Consider the following 14761-nt stretch of genomic DNA (forward strand, 5'->3'; position numbering starts at 1 on the left):
CCCTTCGAACCGCCCTTGGCGGCGATCAGTTCCAGGGCTTTTTCAAGCGTCACGGCTTCGGGGGCCAGATCCTTGGGCAGGGTGGCGTTGACCTTGCCCTGATTGACATAAGGGCCGTAGCGGCCCGCGCGAACCGTGATCGGACCGTCGTCATGCTCGAAGGTCTGGATCGCCGCCACCGCGGCCCCACGTCCTCCGCGCCCGCCGCCGGCCCGCTTCTGGGCGATCAGGTCAACGGCGCGGTTGAGCCCGACTGTGAAAACTTCTTCCACATCAGGGAGATTGGCATATGTCTTCTCGTGCAACACGAAGGGGCCGTAACGCCCGATCCCGGCGGTGATCGGCTTGCTGTCTTCGGGATGCAGGCCGACTTCGCGCGGTAGGGAGAGCAGTTTCAATGCCTTTTCCAGATCCATGGCACCGACATCCCAGCCCTTGGGGATCGATGAGCGCTTGGCATCCTTGGCGTCTTCGCCAAGCTGCACATAGGGGCCGAACCGACCGGTTTTGAGGTAAATTTCCGATCCCGTTTCCGGATCCGCGCCCAGAACGCCATCGCCCTGTGCGGCTTCGGACGCCTGTCCGGTGGCGCTTTCGGCAAGCTGCTGGGTATGGCGGCATTCGGGATAGTTCGAGCAGCCGATAAAGGCGCCGTACTTGCCCAGTTTCAGCGAAAGCTGGCCGGTCCCGCAGGTCGGGCACAGCCGCGGGTCGGTCCCATCGGGCTTTTCGGGGAAGATATGGTGTCCCAGAAGGTCGTTGAGCGCATCGAGGACTTCGGAAACCCGCAGATCCTTGATCTCGTCGGCCTGATGGGAAAAATCCTTCCAGAAACGCCGCAGCACTTCCTTGTAGTCGATCCGGCCGGCCGAAATCTCGTCGAGCTCTTCCTCGAGACCGGCGGTAAAGCCGTATTCGACATATTTGGTGAAAAAGCTCTGCAGGAATGCCGTCACCAGCCGTCCGCGATCCTCGGGCATGATGGCGCGTTTTTCAAGCTTGATATAATCGCGATCCTGGAGCGTCTTGAGCGTTGCCGCATAGGTCGAAGGCCGGCCGATCCCCAGCTCTTCCATCTTCTTGATGAGGCTCGCTTCAGTATAGCGGGCAGGGGGCTGGGTGAAATGCTGTTCGATCTCGACGTTTTCGAGCGCCGGGGTGTCGCCGACATCGAGCGCGGGCAGATCCTTGCCGTCCTCATCGTCCTCGTCGGTCTTTTCCACGCCATAGACGCCGAGAAAGCCCGGGAAGGTCACGACCGAACCCGTAGCACGCAGGGTAATGGCGCGGCCCGCGGCAATGACGTCGATATCGGCCGTGGTGCGTTCGATTTCGGCCGAGCGCATCTGGCTGGCCAGCGCGCGGCGCCAGATCAGCTGGTAGATCTTGTGCTGGTCGGGGTCGAGATTGCGCAGCGTATCGGGGTGCTTGCCCAAATCGGTGGGGCGGATCGCCTCGTGCGCTTCCTGGGCGTTTTTGGCCTTGGTCTGATAGAGGCGCGGCTTTTCGGGCACGTACTCGGTGCCGAATTCCTTGCCGATCACCCGGCGCGCAGCTTCGATGGCCTCGGGCGCCATCTGCACCGCGTCGGTGCGCATATAGGTGATCAGCCCGTCCTCATAGAGGCGCTGGGCAATCTGCATGGTGCGCGAAGGCGACAGCGACAGCCGCGAGGAGGCGTCTTGCTGCAGCGTGGATGTTGTGAACGGCGCGTACGGATTGCGCTTGGTCGGCTTCTTGTCGACGCTGGCAACCTTGAAATTGCCCTTCTCGATGGCCGTTTTAAGCCCCTCGGCATCCTCGCCGGTCTTGACGGCCAGCTTGTCGGTCTTGTCGCCATCGACCGAATACAGCCGCGTCGCAAAGCTCTTGCCGGACTGGTTGAGAGTCGGAATGACGCTCCAGTATTCCTGGGGCTTGAAGCGCTCGATCTCTTCCTCGCGCTCGGTGACCAGACGCAGGGCGACCGATTGCACGCGACCTGCCGAGCGTGAGCCGGGCAGTTTGCGCCACAGGATTGGCGAGAGCGTGAACCCCACCAGATAATCGAGCGCCCGGCGGGCCAGATAGGCGTCGACCAGAGGCGCATCGATATCGCGCGGATGCTGCATGGCGGTGGTCACGGCATCCTTGGTGATGGCGTTGAAAACCACGCGCTTGACCGGCATGTCGGCCTTGATGGCCTTTTTCGCCTTGAGCGCATCGAGCAGGTGCCAGGAAATGGCTTCGCCTTCACGATCCGGGTCAGTTGCCAGAATCAACTCGTCGGCGCCCTTGAGGGCGCGGGTGATGTCGGCAAGGCGTTTTTTGGAGTTGGAATCGACTTCCCAACTCATGGCGAAATCGTCGTCGGGCCGCACCGATCCGTCCTTGGCGGGCAGGTCGCGCACATGGCCAAAGCTGGCCAGAACCTCGAAGTCCTTGCCCAGATATTTGTTGATGGTCTTTGCCTTGGCCGGGCTTTCGACGATGACGACTTTCATGCCTGTGACGGCTCCGCGAATAAGAGAGAATTGCCTTGAAGGGATGGAGATAGGGCGGAAGACACCCGCCCACAAGGTCCGCGCAAAATGGTGAAAGCGTTCGCTTCTGTCAATTGCGCGCGGTTATTGCAGCTTTTCGGCCGCCGCCTGGGATGCCTTGCGGCGCTTTTCGATGAAGGGGCGTATTGCCTCCATCGCCTGCGTAAGGTCGGTCTCTGACGCCGTCCTTGGCGATCCGCCTGTGAACGGCGGCTGCGGATCGTATTCCATCCCCAACTGCGTCAATCTCGCACGCTCTTGGCCGAATAGTTGTGCGCACAGGCTCAGCGCAAAGTCGATTCCCGACGTCACGCCGGCACCTGTTATCACATCGCCGTCGATCACGACGCGTTCGGCGACTGGCGTAACCCCGAACAGCGCGAGCTGGTCCAGTGACGTCCAGTGGCATGTTGCCCTGCGGCCCTTGAGCAGGCCCGCCGCAGCAAGGACCAGCGAGCCGGTACACACCGAGGTGACATAGCGTGCCGTGCAGGCCTGATCGCGCAGGAAGTCGAGCGTTTCGGTATCGTCCATAAGCGCGATTTGTCCGGGCCCGCCGGGCACGAAGACGATATCGGCCGGCGGGCAGGTCGAAAACGTATGGGTCGGCACAATGGCCAGCCCGTTCGCATCGCGCACCGGATCGGGCGTTTTCCACACCAGATGCAGCTTGAGCTCGGAAAAGCGCGCCATCACCTCGAACGGCCCCGTGAGATCGAGCTGGGTAAGACGCGGATAGAGCAGCATGGTGACGTTCACAGGCGCACCCTCACGCCCTGAGCGCGAAAAGCTGACCGGCCGACCGCTCGATCCGCCCGGCCAGTTCGAGTTCGAGCAGCAGGATCTGCATCACCGGGGCCGCAATACCGGTCGCCTCGATCAGCATGTCGGTGGCCGTGGGGGCATGGCTGAGCGCTGTTATCAGGCGCCCGCGTTCGTCCTCGGATGGGTCCGCCGTGGCGGCGGGGGGAGAGGAATCCGTGATCTCTTTTTCGAACAGCGGCAGGCGCGCCGGATCGGCATGGGTGAGTTCGGCGACGATGTCGCGCGCGCCGGTCACCAGTTTTGCGCCCTGCTGGATGAGGTGATTGCCGCCCTCGGCGCGCGGATCGAGTGGCGAGCCGGGCACGGCGAAGACCTCCCGGTCCTGTTCCAGTGCCAGCCGCGCGGTAATCAGCGATCCCGACCGCTTTGCGGCCTCGACGATGACCACGCCAAGGCAGATGCCGGCCACGAGCCGGTTGCGGCGGGGGAAATCGCGCGCGCGGGGCTCCCACCCGAGCGGCATTTCGGTGACCAGCGTGCCGCCCGCCTCGACAATGGCGCGGGCCAGGTCATCATTTTCGCGGGGATAGATGTGGTCGAGACCGCCAGCCATCACGGCGACGGTCCCGGTTTGAAGCGAAGCGTGGTGCGCCGCCGCATCGATGCCGCGCGCCAGGCCCGAAACGATGACATAGCCTTCGCGCCCCAGATCGGTGGCGAGCAGTTGCGCCATGCGGCGTCCGGCGGCCGAGGCGTTGCGTGCACCCACGATGCCCACTGTCCGCTTGCCGGTCAAAGCGGTGCCGCCCATCACGGTCAGAACAGGCGGTGGCCCGGCGACGTGGCGCAGATGGGGCGGATAGTCGGGGTCATTGATCGTAATCAGCCGCGCCCCGATTGCCTCGGTGCGCGCGATTTCGTCTTCGGCCTCGTCCCGGCTCGGGATTCCGACATGCTGGCCGCCGCCGCGCCGGGCCAGATGGGGCAGGGCGTCAAGCGCGGCGTCGGCCGAGCCGAACCGGTTGATAAGCGTGCGGAAGGTTGTCGGCCCGACATTGTCCGAACGGATAAGTCGGAGCCATGAAACGCGCTGGGATGGGGTCAAACTCGAGCGCGTCATCTATTCGGCCTAGCCTTGCCCGGCGTTTTTGCTGCTGCCAACCTTGCTTTCGGTTCCTCTGGCCAGCCGCATGATGTTTTCGCGATGGGTGATGAACAGCACGATCGAAAGGATGCCGGTGACCCAGGTCAGCGGCACGCCTGAAAAGGCGAAGGCAAACATCGGGGCCGTGGCCGCGGCAGTGAGGGCGGCGAGCGAGGAATAGCGCTGAGCGAACAGGATCAGCAGCCAGGTTGCGCAAAAGATCAGCCCGACCACCCAGTTGAGGGCCAGAAGGATGCCGACATAGGTTGCTACACCCTTGCCGCCTTTAAAGCCCAGCCAGACCGGGAAGATGTGGCCCAGGAAGGCCGCAACGCCGGCGATCATCGCGGCCTCTTGGCCCCAGAGCCAGTTGGCAACCAGCACGGCCACGGCACCCTTGCCCGCATCGAGGAGCAGGGTTAGCGCCGCGATATCGCGCCGGCCGGTGCGCAGCACATTGGTTGCGCCGATATTGCCCGAACCGATGGTGCGGACGTCTCCGAGCCCGGCTGCTCTGGTGATCACAAATCCGAACGGAACCGAGCCGAGCAGATACCCCAATATAAGGGCCAGCGCATACTGGGTCATGCGAAGGCTTCCTCTCTATAAACAACGCGCCCGCCAACCAGGGTCGCCATGACCTTGCCCGACATGCGGGCGTTCTCGAACGTGGTGTTGGTCGAACGCGAGCGAATGGTAGCTTCCTCGACAATCCATGGATAGTCCGGATCGAAAAGACAAATATCGGCCTTGGCGCCCTTGGCGATCCGCCCGGCCTTTATTCCCAGAATTTCGGCGGGCCGCGCGGTCATGGCGCGCAGAATGGTTATCAGATCGACATCACCTGAATGGACGAGCCGCAAGGCGGCGGCCAGCAGGGTCTCGAGCCCGATGGCGCCCGTCGCGGCGTCGGCAAAGGGCTGACGCTTGCCTTCGGCATCCTGAGGGTCGTGATCGGACATGATAACGTCGACGGTCCCGTCCTTGAGCGCTTCGACCAGGGCCAACCTGTCGTCTTCGGTGCGCAGGGGCGGGTTGAGCTTGAAGAAGGTTCGGTACGAGCCGATGTCGTTCTCGTTCAGGCACAGATTGTTGATCGAAGCGCCGACCGAAATGGCGGTGCTGCGCTGCTTGTAGAATGCAGCCAGTTCGGCGGACCGGGCCGTCGAGATGGCTGCGGCGTGGTAGCGCGCGCCGGTCATCAGCGCCAGTTGCAGGTCGCGGTCGAGGGGAATGGTTTCAGCCTCGGCGGGGATGCCCTTGAGGCCCCGAAAGGTCGCCAGCGGCCCCGAATTCATTACACCGTCGGAAACCAGGTGCGCATCTGCGGGCAGGAGCATGATCGGCATATCGAAATTGGTGGCATAGACCATGGCGGCGCGGATCACCGCGCTGCTTTGGAGCGCTTTGCGCCCTTCGGTAAAGCACACCGCGCCCGCTTCCTTGAGCAGTCCGAATTCGGTGAGGTCCTTGCCCTCGGTGCCTGTGGTGATTGCAGCGGTTGGCAGGACGTTGACGCAGGTGGTCGCCTCGGCATGGCGGGCGATGAATTCGACCAGCGCGCTGTTGTCGATCACAGGTTGGGTGTCGGGCATGACGAGGATCGAGGTGACCCCACCTGCTGCGGCAGCGCGGCCGGCACTCTTGAGTGTCTCCCGGTATTCGTGGCCGGGCTCGCCGGTAAACACCCGCATGTCGATAAGACCCGGCGCCAGCACCAGCCCTTTTGCATCGATGGTTTCGGCCTTGTCGGGTGCTCCGGGCGCCTTGCCCTCAACAATGTCCGATATGCGTCCGTTTTCGATCAGCACCGCGCCGGTGAAATCGGCATTGCTGGCGGGATCGATGATGCGCGCGTTTTCTATAAGGAAGGGCTTATTCACTGCCTTCCTCCTTGTTGAGCAGCGCATCGAGCACCGCCATGCGCACGGCGACGCCCATCTCGACCTGTTCGGTAATCACCGATTGCGGGCCGTCGGCAATGGCCGGGTCGATTTCCACGCCCCGGTTCATGGGGCCGGGGTGCATGACCAGGGCATCGGCATTGGCTCTGGCCAGCTTGTCGGCATCGAGCCCGTAAAAACGGTAATATTCGCGCACCGATGGGATCAGCTTGCCGCCCGAGGCGCGTTCGTTCTGCAGCCGCAGCATCATCACAACGTCGACGCCTTCGAGGCCCTTTTCCATGTCGGTGAAGACTTCCGAGGCCATTTGTTCGACACCGCGCGGCAGCAGCGATTTGGGCGCGATGACCCGCGTACGGGCCTGCATGGCGCCCAGAAGAATAAGGTTCGAGCGGGCAACGCGCGAATTGGCGATATCGCCGCAGATCGCCACGGTCAGCCCGTTCAGCCGCCCCTTGTGGCGGCGGATGGTCAGCGCATCGAGCAGAGCCTGTGTGGGGTGCTCGTGAGCGCCGTCACCAGCGTTGAGCACCGCGCATTCGACCTTTTGACTCAGCAATTCCACCGCGCCGGACGATCCGTGCCGCACGACGATGGCGTCGGGCTGCATGGCGTTCAGCGTCGCTGCGGTATCGATCAGCGTTTCGCCCTTGGCCACCGATGATGTGCGCACGGCCATGTTCATCACCGTCGCGCCCAGCCGCTTGCCGGCGATCTCGAAACTCGCCTGAGTGCGGGTCGAATTTTCGAAAAACAGATTGATCTGGGTCTTGCCCGCCAGGCTCGGCAGCGTCTTGCGCTGTCGCGAAATGGGGATCATCGCCTCGGCCCGGTCCAGGAGATCGATGATCTCGACCGGATTGAGCTGGGCGATTCCCAACAAATGCCTGTGGCGGAAAGGAAGAAAGGAACCGGACGCGCCGGCCTGCGTGTCCGAAGAATCTGGCTGTCGTCGTGCCATCTGATGTCCCACTTGCGACTGCCGGTCCCTACCGTATGGCGGCGGGGGCGGCAAGGGTCGCAAGCGAGATTTCTGTGATTCCCGGATTATGGGAGCCCGAGCCCCTCGGCATGTCTGCGCCGCCAGAAAAGCGCGCCGGCGATGCCGAGCAGCAGTTCTGATGTCATCGCAGTTATCAGGCCGGGTCCGGGCGGACCGTCCGCGGCGATCGCCAAGCCTCGTGCTGCGGCATGGCTGAGATAAAAGGCAGCCGCGGTGGCGGCGGGAGGCGTCGCATATCGGGCCTCAACGCTCCGCGTGCGATAATGAACCCGATCAAGGCGAGCCAAAGTCCTGGCGAACGTAACTCGTTGGCCAGATCGATCGAAGCCGCCGGATCGATGCCGTAGCTGCCATAAAAGGCGCCGGGCAGGGCGATCATACCCAGTCCGGTCAGCGCTGCGACCACTCCGGCCAGTAACAGATAGCCGCTTTCGAGCCGGGCGATCATGCTGCCTGCTGCCATGCGCCATTGGCGATTGCGGTGCGAAGATAATCGGCAAAGTCTCGCGGCTCACGCCCCAGCGCGCGCTGAACCCCGTCGCCAAGCCATTCATTGCGTCCGTCGAACACCTCGGCGCAGAGATTGGCGAGAAGGTCGGCATCGTCTTTGCCGATGACGGGCAACAGGGCCGCGTGGAAGTCTTCGACGCTGAGCGGGATGTAGGTTACGTCCAGTCCGGATGCGGCCGAAATCTCCCTTGCGACATCGGCAAATGTCATGAGTCGCGGTCCCGTCACCTCATAAGTCTCGCTGGTGTGGCGCTCATCGAGCAGCGCGGCGACGGCCACATCGGCGATGTCGTCGGCGTCCACGAAGGGCTCGAGCCTGTCGTCGGCGGCCAGCGCCAGCGTGCCCGAGAGAACCGAAGGGAGCAGCTGGCCCTCATCGAAGTTCTGGTTGAACCAGCTTGCCCGCACAATGACATGGTCAAGTCCGCTCTGGCGTACCCTGTCCTCGGACAGCTCGGCGCCGTGCTCGCCGCGCCCCGAAAGCAGAACGATCTTGCGAAGTCCTTGAGCCTTAGCGGTCGTGGCGAACCGCTCGATGATTTCGGGTGCGCCGGGAACCGCAAGGTCGGGCACGTAGGTGACAAAGGCACTGTGCATGCCTTCCATAGCTCTTGCCCAGCCTGCCGGGTCCTCCCAGTCGAATACCGGTGCCGTGGAACGCGAAACGGCCCGATGGGGATGTCCGTTGTCGGCAAGGCGGTGGGCGACGCGGGACCCGATCTTGCCGGTGGCACCGATGACGAGGATTGGATTGTCGATTGGCATTTTCTGTCTCCTGTTGACGATAATGCCAATGTCAGGCGAATGGCCTGGACGAACAATTATTTTTCGACCGGATATATTTGCGGTTCGTCTAAATATCTGGACTATCGGAAGGCGCTGGGTTAGTTTTTGGAGATGGACGATTGCTTTCAACCCGCGCCGCTGGCCGATCCGCTTGGCGAAGTGCTCCACATGTTGCGGCTCACAGGCACGCTCTATTGCCGTGCGACCATGACGGCGCCCTGGGGGATCGTCCTGCCCAGGCTCGTCGATTCGATGATCTTCGTGATTGTCACCGCTGGACGCTGCATTGCTGAAATGGACGATGAGAGTGTGCCGCTCTCGGCTGGCACCATGGTGCTGCTTCCGCATGGCGACAGTTTCAAACTGCTGAGCGAGACGGGTGCCCACGCAGAGCCACTGTTCGACCTTCCGGTCGAAAAGATCAGCGAACGCTATGAGTTGATGACCCATGGTGGAGGCGGGGAGATGACGCGCGCCATGGCAGGCGTCGTGCAGTTCGACAGTGTTGCGGGGCAGCGACTGCTGAGCGTTTTGCCACGGGTTATCCGGATCGAGGGATGGGATGAGTCGCTTGGCGATTGGGTGCGGAGCACGCTGGGGCTGATTTCGCGCGAAGCGAGTTCGCTCAGGCCGGGGGGCGAAATCGTCATGACGCGGCTTGCCGATATTCTGGTCATTCAGGGGGTCCGAACCTGGCTCGACTCGGCGCCCGAAAGCGAACAGGGCTGGCTTGCCGCGTTGCGCGATCCGCAATTGGGGCGGGCGTTAGTGGCCATTCATCGCTATCCGCAAACCGACTGGACGCTCGCACAACTGGCCGCCCAGGCGGGTATGTCGCGTTCTGCCTTTTCGGCGCGGTTCAGCGCGCGGCTGGGGCAATCGGCCATGGCCTATCTTGGGCAATGGCGGTTGCATCTGGCCCGGGCGCGGCTCATGGAAACCACCGATCCGTTGGCTACGGTGGCTCGGGCGGCCGGCTATCGGTCCGAGGCCGCTTTCAGCCGGGCCTTCCGGCAGTATTTTGGCAAACCTCCGGGTGCAACGCGTCGCTCAGTTGCGGCGTAAACGGTCCAGCGCACCCTGCAAAATGTAGCTGGCGGCCAGCTTGTCGACCACTTCGGCGCGCTTGGCGCGCGAAAGATCGGCTTCAAGCATGGTGCGGGTGACCGCCATTGTGGACATGCGCTCGTCCCAGAAGACGATGGGCAGATCGGTCTTTTGCTTCAGATTCCGCACGAACGCCCTGGCCGATTGGGCACGGGGCCCCTCGCTGCCATCCATGTTGAGCGGCAGGCCCATGACGATGCCCGTCACATTGTTTTTGTCAATCAATGCCAGGAGGCGCTCCGCGTCCGCGGTAAATTTCGTGCGCTTGATGGTTTCGATCGGTGAGGCCGCCATGCGCAGGGAATCCGAGATCGCCACACCGATGGTCTTCGTGCCCAGATCGAGCCCCATCAGCTTGCCCGCAGGACGCAGGTCGGCGAGGGCATAGGGGGCATCGGTCATTTCGAGGTTCCTTGCGGAGATTTCTCTGTCGGCTTATCAGCAGTTTGCGCCGCACTGGCAAGGGAAATGGAATGAAGATCACCTGGTTTGCCGATATGACCTTCCGCGTCCAGATCGCGGGGCGGATCATTGTTACTCATGTCGAGGGCGCTCCCGAGGGGATCGATCGCACCGAACTGATCGCCGGAGCCCAGACAGTTATTTCGGCCCAGAGTTCCGATCTTGCCCAGTTCGACGCCAAAGAATGGCGTCCGCGCCGCCGCCCGCGGCTGATCGACGAAGACGAGGGTGATGAGGGGCTCGACCTTTACCGGTTCGGCGCGCGCGGTCTTGTTGCCTATTCGGTCGATGAGGGGCTGCTGGTGCTCGAAGACGCCGGGGTCGGCGCGCAATGGAATGGGTTCGCGGACAATGGCGTTATCGTCCTCGCCGGATCGGGTGCGCAATGCGCCGCCCATGGCACCGCCTTGCTCGATATCGCCCGGCCGCGCCTCATTGCGCTGGCCGTCGACGATGGAGAGATCGACATCGCCTTCGATGCACTCGTGCCAAACCTGGGCCAGACGAGCCTGATCGTCCTTGAGCCCCGGCTCGCGGTGGAAGTGTAAGACGGATCGATCGAACCCATAAAGCCTTCCGATGGGCGGATTTGCCGATTGCGTTTGCTGGACGCCCGTTGCTAAAAGCCCATTCAACACCAAGCTTGCCAGGAGATAGCTATGTCGGTCGACGCCGATACAGTAAGACGCATCGGGCGTCTGGCCCGCATCCGGATCACCGAAGACGAAGTTGCCGCCTATGAGGGTGAGCTCAACGCCATTCTCGGCTTTGTCGAACAGCTCGGCGAGGTCGATGTCGAAGGCGTCGAGCCGATGAATTCAGTGACCCCCATGACCCTGCGCCGCCGCGATGACGCGGTGACCGATGGCGGGTATGCTGATCGGATCGTCGCCAACGCGCCGATTTCGGAAGACAATTTCTTCATGGTCCCCAAGGTCGTGGAGTAGGCCGTGGCCGCAACCATAGCCATCGAGACGCCGTTGACCGACGAGGTGCGGGCGCTGGTCAAGGCGCTCAACGCCTACCTCAACCCGCTCTCACCGCCAGAGTTTCAGTTCCAGATGACCGTCGAACAGATGGCGGGTGCGGACACCACGGTGTTCATCGCCCGCGATGCGGCTGGACAGCCGGTGGGCATGGGCGCTCTCAAAACGTTCGGCGAGAACATGGCCGAGGTCAAGCGCATGTATACGCTGCCACAAGTGCGTGGCCAGCGCATCGGCGTCGCGCTGCTCGAGGCCATCGAGGCGCTTGCCCGCCAAAAGGGCGTTACGATGCTCAAGCTCGAAACCGGAAAAGTGGCCGGGTTCGAACCGGCCTGGCGGCTTTACGAGCGCGGTGGCTTTACCCGTTGCGGCGCCTTTCTCGATTATCCCGATAGCGAATATTCAGCCTTTTACGAAAAGGCCCTGATCTAAGGATTTATCCGTGACCGATCTTACCCGTCTGAGCCTCAAAGCCCTGCGCGATGGTATCGCCGCCAAGGAATTCACGGCGCTCGAAGCCACCGATTCCTATATTTCGGCCATCGAGGCCGGAAACGACAAGCTCAACGCCTATGTCGCCGTTACCGCCGAGCAGGCGCGCGAGATGGCCAAGGCATCCGACGCCAAAATCGCGTCCGGCGACAATGGTATGCTCGAAGGCGTGCCGCTTGGCGTCAAGGATCTGTTCGCCACAAAGGGCGTCCACACCCAGGCCGCCAGCCACATCCTCGATGGCTTCAAGCCCGAATATGAATCCACGGTCACCGAGCACCTGTGGGCCGACGGTGCCGTCATGCTGGGCAAGCTCAACATGGACGAATTCGCCATGGGTTCGTCCAACGAGACCTCGTATTACGGCCCCGTGGTCAATCCCTGGCGCGGGGAGGGCGGCAACAAGGATCTGGTGCCCGGCGGGTCCTCTGGCGGGTCCGCCGCCGCCGTTTCCGCATGGCTGTGCGCCGGCGCGACGGCCACCGACACCGGCGGTTCGATCCGCCAGCCCGCGGCGTTCACCGGCACCGTGGGCATCAAGCCGACCTATGGCCGCTGCTCGCGCTGGGGCACCGTTGCCTTCGCCTCCTCGCTCGATCAGGCCGGGCCGATTGCCCGCACCGTTGAGGATACGGCCCTGATGCTGCAGTCGATGGCCGGGTTCGACCCCAGGGATTCCACCTCGGTCGATATGGCCGTCCCCGATTTCGCCACTGCGGTGGAGCGGGGCGTCAAGGGCATGACCATCGGCGTTCCGGCCGAATACCGCATGGACGGCATGCCCGAAGAGATCGAAAAGCTCTGGACCCAGGGCCTTGAATGGCTGAAAGCCGAAGGTGCGACGGTCAAGGACATCTCCCTGCCGCACACCAAATATGCGCTGCCGGCCTATTACATCGTCGCCCCCGCCGAAGCCTCGTCCAACCTCGCCCGCTACGACGGCGTCAAATACGGTCTGCGCGTTTCGGGCAAGGACATCACCGACATGTACGAATTGACCCGCGCCGAAGGGTTCGGTCGCGAGGTCAAACGCCGCGTGATGATCGGCACCTATGTGCTTTCAGCCGGCTATTACGACGCCTATTACGTCCGCGCCCAGAAGGTCCGCACCCTCATCAAGCGCGATTTCGAGGACGTCTTCAACGCCGGCGTCGATGCCATCCTGACCCCGGCCACGCCCTCGGCGGCCTTTGGCATCGCCGATCAGGAACTGCACGCCGATCCGGTCAAGATGTATCTCAACGACATCTTCACGGTCACCGTGAACATGGCCGGTCTGCCGGGCATTGCGGTTCCCGCCGGCAAGGACGGGCAGGGGCTTCCCCTCGGGCTACAGCTCATCGGCAAGCCGTTCGACGAAGAAACGCTATTTGCCGCCGGTCGGGTCATTGAAAAGAGCGCCGCTCTCGATCTGGCCCCCGCCAAATGGTGGTAATGACCCAGGGGCAGCTCGAAGAGCTGATTCTTGCCAAAAAGCCCGTCGAGAATGCCGATCTCTCGGTGATCGACTGGTCCGATCTCCCTGATGGCGCGCTGCATGCGCGCCATTGCGCCTTCCGCGATGCCCATTTGACCGATGCCGAGCTGGCAGGTGCAAAGTTCGAAAACTGCACCTTCGAGCGGGCCTGGTTCGGCGGCGCCAATTTCACCGATGCGACATTTTCCAATTGCTCGTTCTTTGATGCCGAAACCCGGCAGGGCTGCGATTTCTCCCGCGCTGATTTCGAGGGCGCGACGTTCGAGAACTGCAATCTGGCGACGGCGAAATTCGGGCTGGCGAGCCTGTTCGATACGACCTTCAAACATTGCAAGGCTGCGGGGGCTGATTTCGAGGATGCACGGTTTGCCAAGGCCTCGGGCCGGGTCGCGGTTTCCCGCGTGCGCTTCATCGGCACCCAGCTCGATATGTCGAATTTCCGCCAGGCCCGGCTTGAAGACTGCGTGTTTTCCGAATGCAGCCTGCGCCAGGCCGATCTGCGCCAGACAACGCTTTCGAGCGCGGACATGCGTGGCTCGGACCTTTCCGAAGCCAATCTCAACGGCGCCATTCTCGATAATACCGATCTGCGCGAAGCTACGCTGCTCGGCCTCGATGTAACCGGGCTCACCAGCTTTGAAGGCGTCAGGGTTTCGGCCGACCAGTTGACCGATCTGGTGCGGCCTTTGGGCATCAGGGTCTTTCCGCGAGCCCGCTGAGCCACCATGTTGCACTGACGGCCCTTAGCGGCTAACTCACCTTTTCAACTGTTTACCGGTACGCACGAAACTCATGTCCGATATCTTCACCACCCACGATTGGTCCGCTCCGCCCAAGGATCTCAGCATGCCGCTTCAGGCGCTCTGGTGGATTCGCAAGGGCGAATTCCGCATGGGACCGGAATGGGAGGAAGCCCACCGGATCGTGGTCCAGATGGAAGGCGTCGAAGCCTTTGATTGGGTTCACGCCCTGCTGCACTGGATTGAAGCCGATATGGGGAACGCCGATTATTGGTACCGCCGCTCCGGAAAACGCCGGGCCGCGCCGTCGGTCTCCCAGGAATGGGAGCATATCGCCATGACGCTGTCCGAAGCGCCCCGCCATTAGCCGCCGACGGCACTCGCCTCACCCCCAAAGTTATCCCGGAGCTTTGCCCAGGGATCTGCGACGCTGCCTGTGGGAGAAGCCGCGTGGCGGCCTCACGCTCCCCCCTCGCTTCCCCGGCGAACGCCTGGGTCCGTGTGCCTCTCCTCCCGCACCGGAGCGGCGGCGATGCTGCTGGGTCCCGGATCGCGTCCGGGACAGCGATGGGAGTTGGGCAGGCTCCCGGCTCCATCACCACCACTCACTTCCCCCCATCGTCATCCTCGGACTTGATCCGGGTATCCGCTGCATCGGGAAGCCGGTGAAGGGGTTGGGGACCGATGAAGCGCGAAGGCGCACCATTTCTGCTGCGCTAGTGGACGCCCTGCGGATCCCCGGGTCGAGCCCGAGGATGACGCGGCGGAGGATGAGATGCTGGAGAGCAAGCCCTTACCCGCCCAGCCGCAAAAAACTTTATCCCCGCCCCATCACCCCCGTGCCATTCTCCCCTCACGGCCGC

The 14761-nt window shown here is 62.9% G+C and carries 16 protein-coding genes; 7 read left to right on the forward strand and 9 right to left on the reverse strand.

Going from position 1 to position 14761, the window contains the following annotated elements; translation table 11 throughout:
* The 8 genes from topA to AACZ55_RS11270 all read right to left on the reverse strand — a co-directional run.
* Positions 1 to 2483: type I DNA topoisomerase (gene topA / locus AACZ55_RS11235; RefSeq protein ID WP_339646133.1), on the reverse strand; the 2483-nt coding region annotated here is incomplete at its 3' end.
* A gap of 123 nt (positions 2484 to 2606) precedes the next feature.
* Positions 2607 to 3281 (reverse strand): DJ-1/PfpI family protein, encoded by a 675-nt coding sequence (locus AACZ55_RS11240; protein ID WP_339646135.1) that lies wholly within the window; start codon positions 3279 to 3281, stop codon positions 2607 to 2609.
* A 10-nt stretch (positions 3282 to 3291) separates the two neighbouring features.
* Entirely contained in the window at positions 3292 to 4407 is a 1116-nt protein-coding gene (gene dprA / locus AACZ55_RS11245) for a DNA-processing protein DprA (RefSeq protein ID WP_339646137.1), read from the reverse strand.
* Positions 4408 to 4416: 9 nt separating this feature from the next.
* Positions 4417 to 5019 (reverse strand): glycerol-3-phosphate 1-O-acyltransferase PlsY, encoded by a 603-nt coding sequence (plsY, locus tag AACZ55_RS11250; protein ID WP_339646138.1) that lies wholly within the window; start codon positions 5017 to 5019, stop codon positions 4417 to 4419.
* Positions 5016 to 6314, reverse strand: coding sequence for a dihydroorotase (gene pyrC, locus AACZ55_RS11255; protein WP_339646139.1), 1299 nt, complete (start codon positions 6312 to 6314; stop codon positions 5016 to 5018). The genes plsY and pyrC overlap by 4 nt, the downstream gene beginning before the upstream one ends.
* Complete coding sequence (locus tag AACZ55_RS11260; RefSeq protein ID WP_339646141.1) at positions 6307 to 7296, reverse strand: aspartate carbamoyltransferase catalytic subunit; 990 nt, start codon at positions 7294 to 7296, stop codon at positions 6307 to 6309. The genes pyrC and AACZ55_RS11260 overlap by 8 nt, the downstream gene beginning before the upstream one ends.
* A gap of 175 nt (positions 7297 to 7471) precedes the next feature.
* Positions 7472 to 7786 carry a hypothetical protein gene (locus AACZ55_RS11265; RefSeq protein WP_339646143.1) on the reverse strand — a complete coding sequence of 105 codons (315 nt, stop codon included), beginning with the start codon at positions 7784 to 7786 and terminating at the stop codon, positions 7472 to 7474.
* A complete protein-coding gene (locus AACZ55_RS11270) occupies positions 7783 to 8613 on the reverse strand; it encodes an NmrA family transcriptional regulator (RefSeq protein ID WP_339646145.1) in 831 nt (276 codons plus the stop codon). The genes AACZ55_RS11265 and AACZ55_RS11270 overlap by 4 nt, the downstream gene beginning before the upstream one ends.
* 132 nt (positions 8614 to 8745) lie before the next feature.
* On the opposite strand from AACZ55_RS11270, the gene AACZ55_RS11275 reads away from it, so the two are divergent.
* Positions 8746 to 9699, forward strand: a complete 954-nt coding sequence (locus AACZ55_RS11275; RefSeq protein WP_339646147.1) for an AraC family transcriptional regulator — start codon at positions 8746 to 8748, stop codon at positions 9697 to 9699.
* On the opposite strand, the gene ruvX is transcribed toward AACZ55_RS11275, so the two are convergent.
* Positions 9685 to 10143: a Holliday junction resolvase RuvX gene (gene ruvX / locus AACZ55_RS11280; RefSeq protein ID WP_339646149.1), complete on the reverse strand. Its 459-nt coding sequence runs from the start codon at positions 10141 to 10143 to the stop codon at positions 9685 to 9687. The genes AACZ55_RS11275 and ruvX overlap by 15 nt on opposite strands.
* 71 nt (positions 10144 to 10214) lie before the next feature.
* Between ruvX and AACZ55_RS11285 the strand changes: the two genes are divergently transcribed.
* From AACZ55_RS11285 to AACZ55_RS11310, 6 genes are all read left to right on the forward strand, one after another.
* Positions 10215 to 10751 carry a hypothetical protein gene (locus AACZ55_RS11285; protein ID WP_339646151.1) on the forward strand — a complete coding sequence of 179 codons (537 nt, stop codon included), beginning with the start codon at positions 10215 to 10217 and terminating at the stop codon, positions 10749 to 10751.
* A 111-nt stretch (positions 10752 to 10862) separates the two neighbouring features.
* A complete protein-coding gene (gene gatC, locus AACZ55_RS11290) occupies positions 10863 to 11150 on the forward strand; it encodes an Asp-tRNA(Asn)/Glu-tRNA(Gln) amidotransferase subunit GatC (protein ID WP_338610529.1) in 288 nt (95 codons plus the stop codon).
* Between the two features lie 3 nt (positions 11151 to 11153).
* Positions 11154 to 11621 (forward strand): GNAT family N-acetyltransferase, encoded by a 468-nt coding sequence (locus AACZ55_RS11295; RefSeq protein WP_338610531.1) that lies wholly within the window; start codon positions 11154 to 11156, stop codon positions 11619 to 11621.
* Between the two features lie 10 nt (positions 11622 to 11631).
* Positions 11632 to 13116 carry an Asp-tRNA(Asn)/Glu-tRNA(Gln) amidotransferase subunit GatA gene (gene gatA, locus AACZ55_RS11300; protein WP_339646153.1) on the forward strand — a complete coding sequence of 495 codons (1485 nt, stop codon included), beginning with the start codon at positions 11632 to 11634 and terminating at the stop codon, positions 13114 to 13116.
* Positions 13116 to 13877: a pentapeptide repeat-containing protein gene (locus AACZ55_RS11305; RefSeq protein WP_339646155.1), complete on the forward strand. Its 762-nt coding sequence runs from the start codon at positions 13116 to 13118 to the stop codon at positions 13875 to 13877. Before gatA ends, AACZ55_RS11305 begins: the two co-directional genes overlap by 1 nt.
* A 73-nt stretch (positions 13878 to 13950) precedes the next feature.
* The gene (locus AACZ55_RS11310) at positions 13951 to 14265 is read left to right on the forward strand and encodes a hypothetical protein (RefSeq protein WP_338610537.1); all 315 of its coding nucleotides are present in this window, start codon (positions 13951 to 13953) and stop codon (positions 14263 to 14265) included.
* Positions 14266 to 14761: the final 496 nt, after the last annotated feature.

The sequence above is a fragment of the uncultured Pelagibacterium sp. genome, assembly GCF_963972885.1.
GTDB classification, from domain to species: Bacteria; Pseudomonadota; Alphaproteobacteria; order Rhizobiales; family Devosiaceae; genus Pelagibacterium; species Pelagibacterium nitratireducens.

Bases quoted from the DNA above. Each gene is read 5' to 3' on its own strand.
- AACZ55_RS11260 (WP_339646141.1), bottom strand. From the start codon at position 7,296: ATGGCACGACGACAGCCAGATTCTTCGGACACGCAGGCCGGCGCGTCC.
- AACZ55_RS11305 (WP_339646155.1), top strand. From the start codon at position 13,116: ATGACCCAGGGGCAGCTCGAAGAGCTGATTCTTGCCAAAAAGCCCGTC.
- AACZ55_RS11265 (WP_339646143.1), bottom strand. From the start codon at position 7,786: ATGATCGCCCGGCTCGAAAGCGGCTATCTGTTACTGGCCGGAGTGGTC.
- AACZ55_RS11275 (WP_339646147.1), top strand. From the start codon at position 8,746: ATGGACGATTGCTTTCAACCCGCGCCGCTGGCCGATCCGCTTGGCGAA.
- ruvX (WP_339646149.1), bottom strand. From the start codon at position 10,143: ATGACCGATGCCCCCTATGCCCTCGCCGACCTGCGTCCTGCGGGCAAG.
- plsY (WP_339646138.1), bottom strand. From the start codon at position 5,019: ATGACCCAGTATGCGCTGGCCCTTATATTGGGGTATCTGCTCGGCTCG.
- AACZ55_RS11270 (WP_339646145.1), bottom strand. From the start codon at position 8,613: ATGCCAATCGACAATCCAATCCTCGTCATCGGTGCCACCGGCAAGATC.
- gatC (WP_338610529.1), top strand. From the start codon at position 10,863: ATGTCGGTCGACGCCGATACAGTAAGACGCATCGGGCGTCTGGCCCGC.
- AACZ55_RS11310 (WP_338610537.1), top strand. From the start codon at position 13,951: ATGTCCGATATCTTCACCACCCACGATTGGTCCGCTCCGCCCAAGGAT.
- AACZ55_RS11285 (WP_339646151.1), top strand. From the start codon at position 10,215: ATGAAGATCACCTGGTTTGCCGATATGACCTTCCGCGTCCAGATCGCG.
- dprA (WP_339646137.1), bottom strand. From the start codon at position 4,407: ATGACGCGCTCGAGTTTGACCCCATCCCAGCGCGTTTCATGGCTCCGA.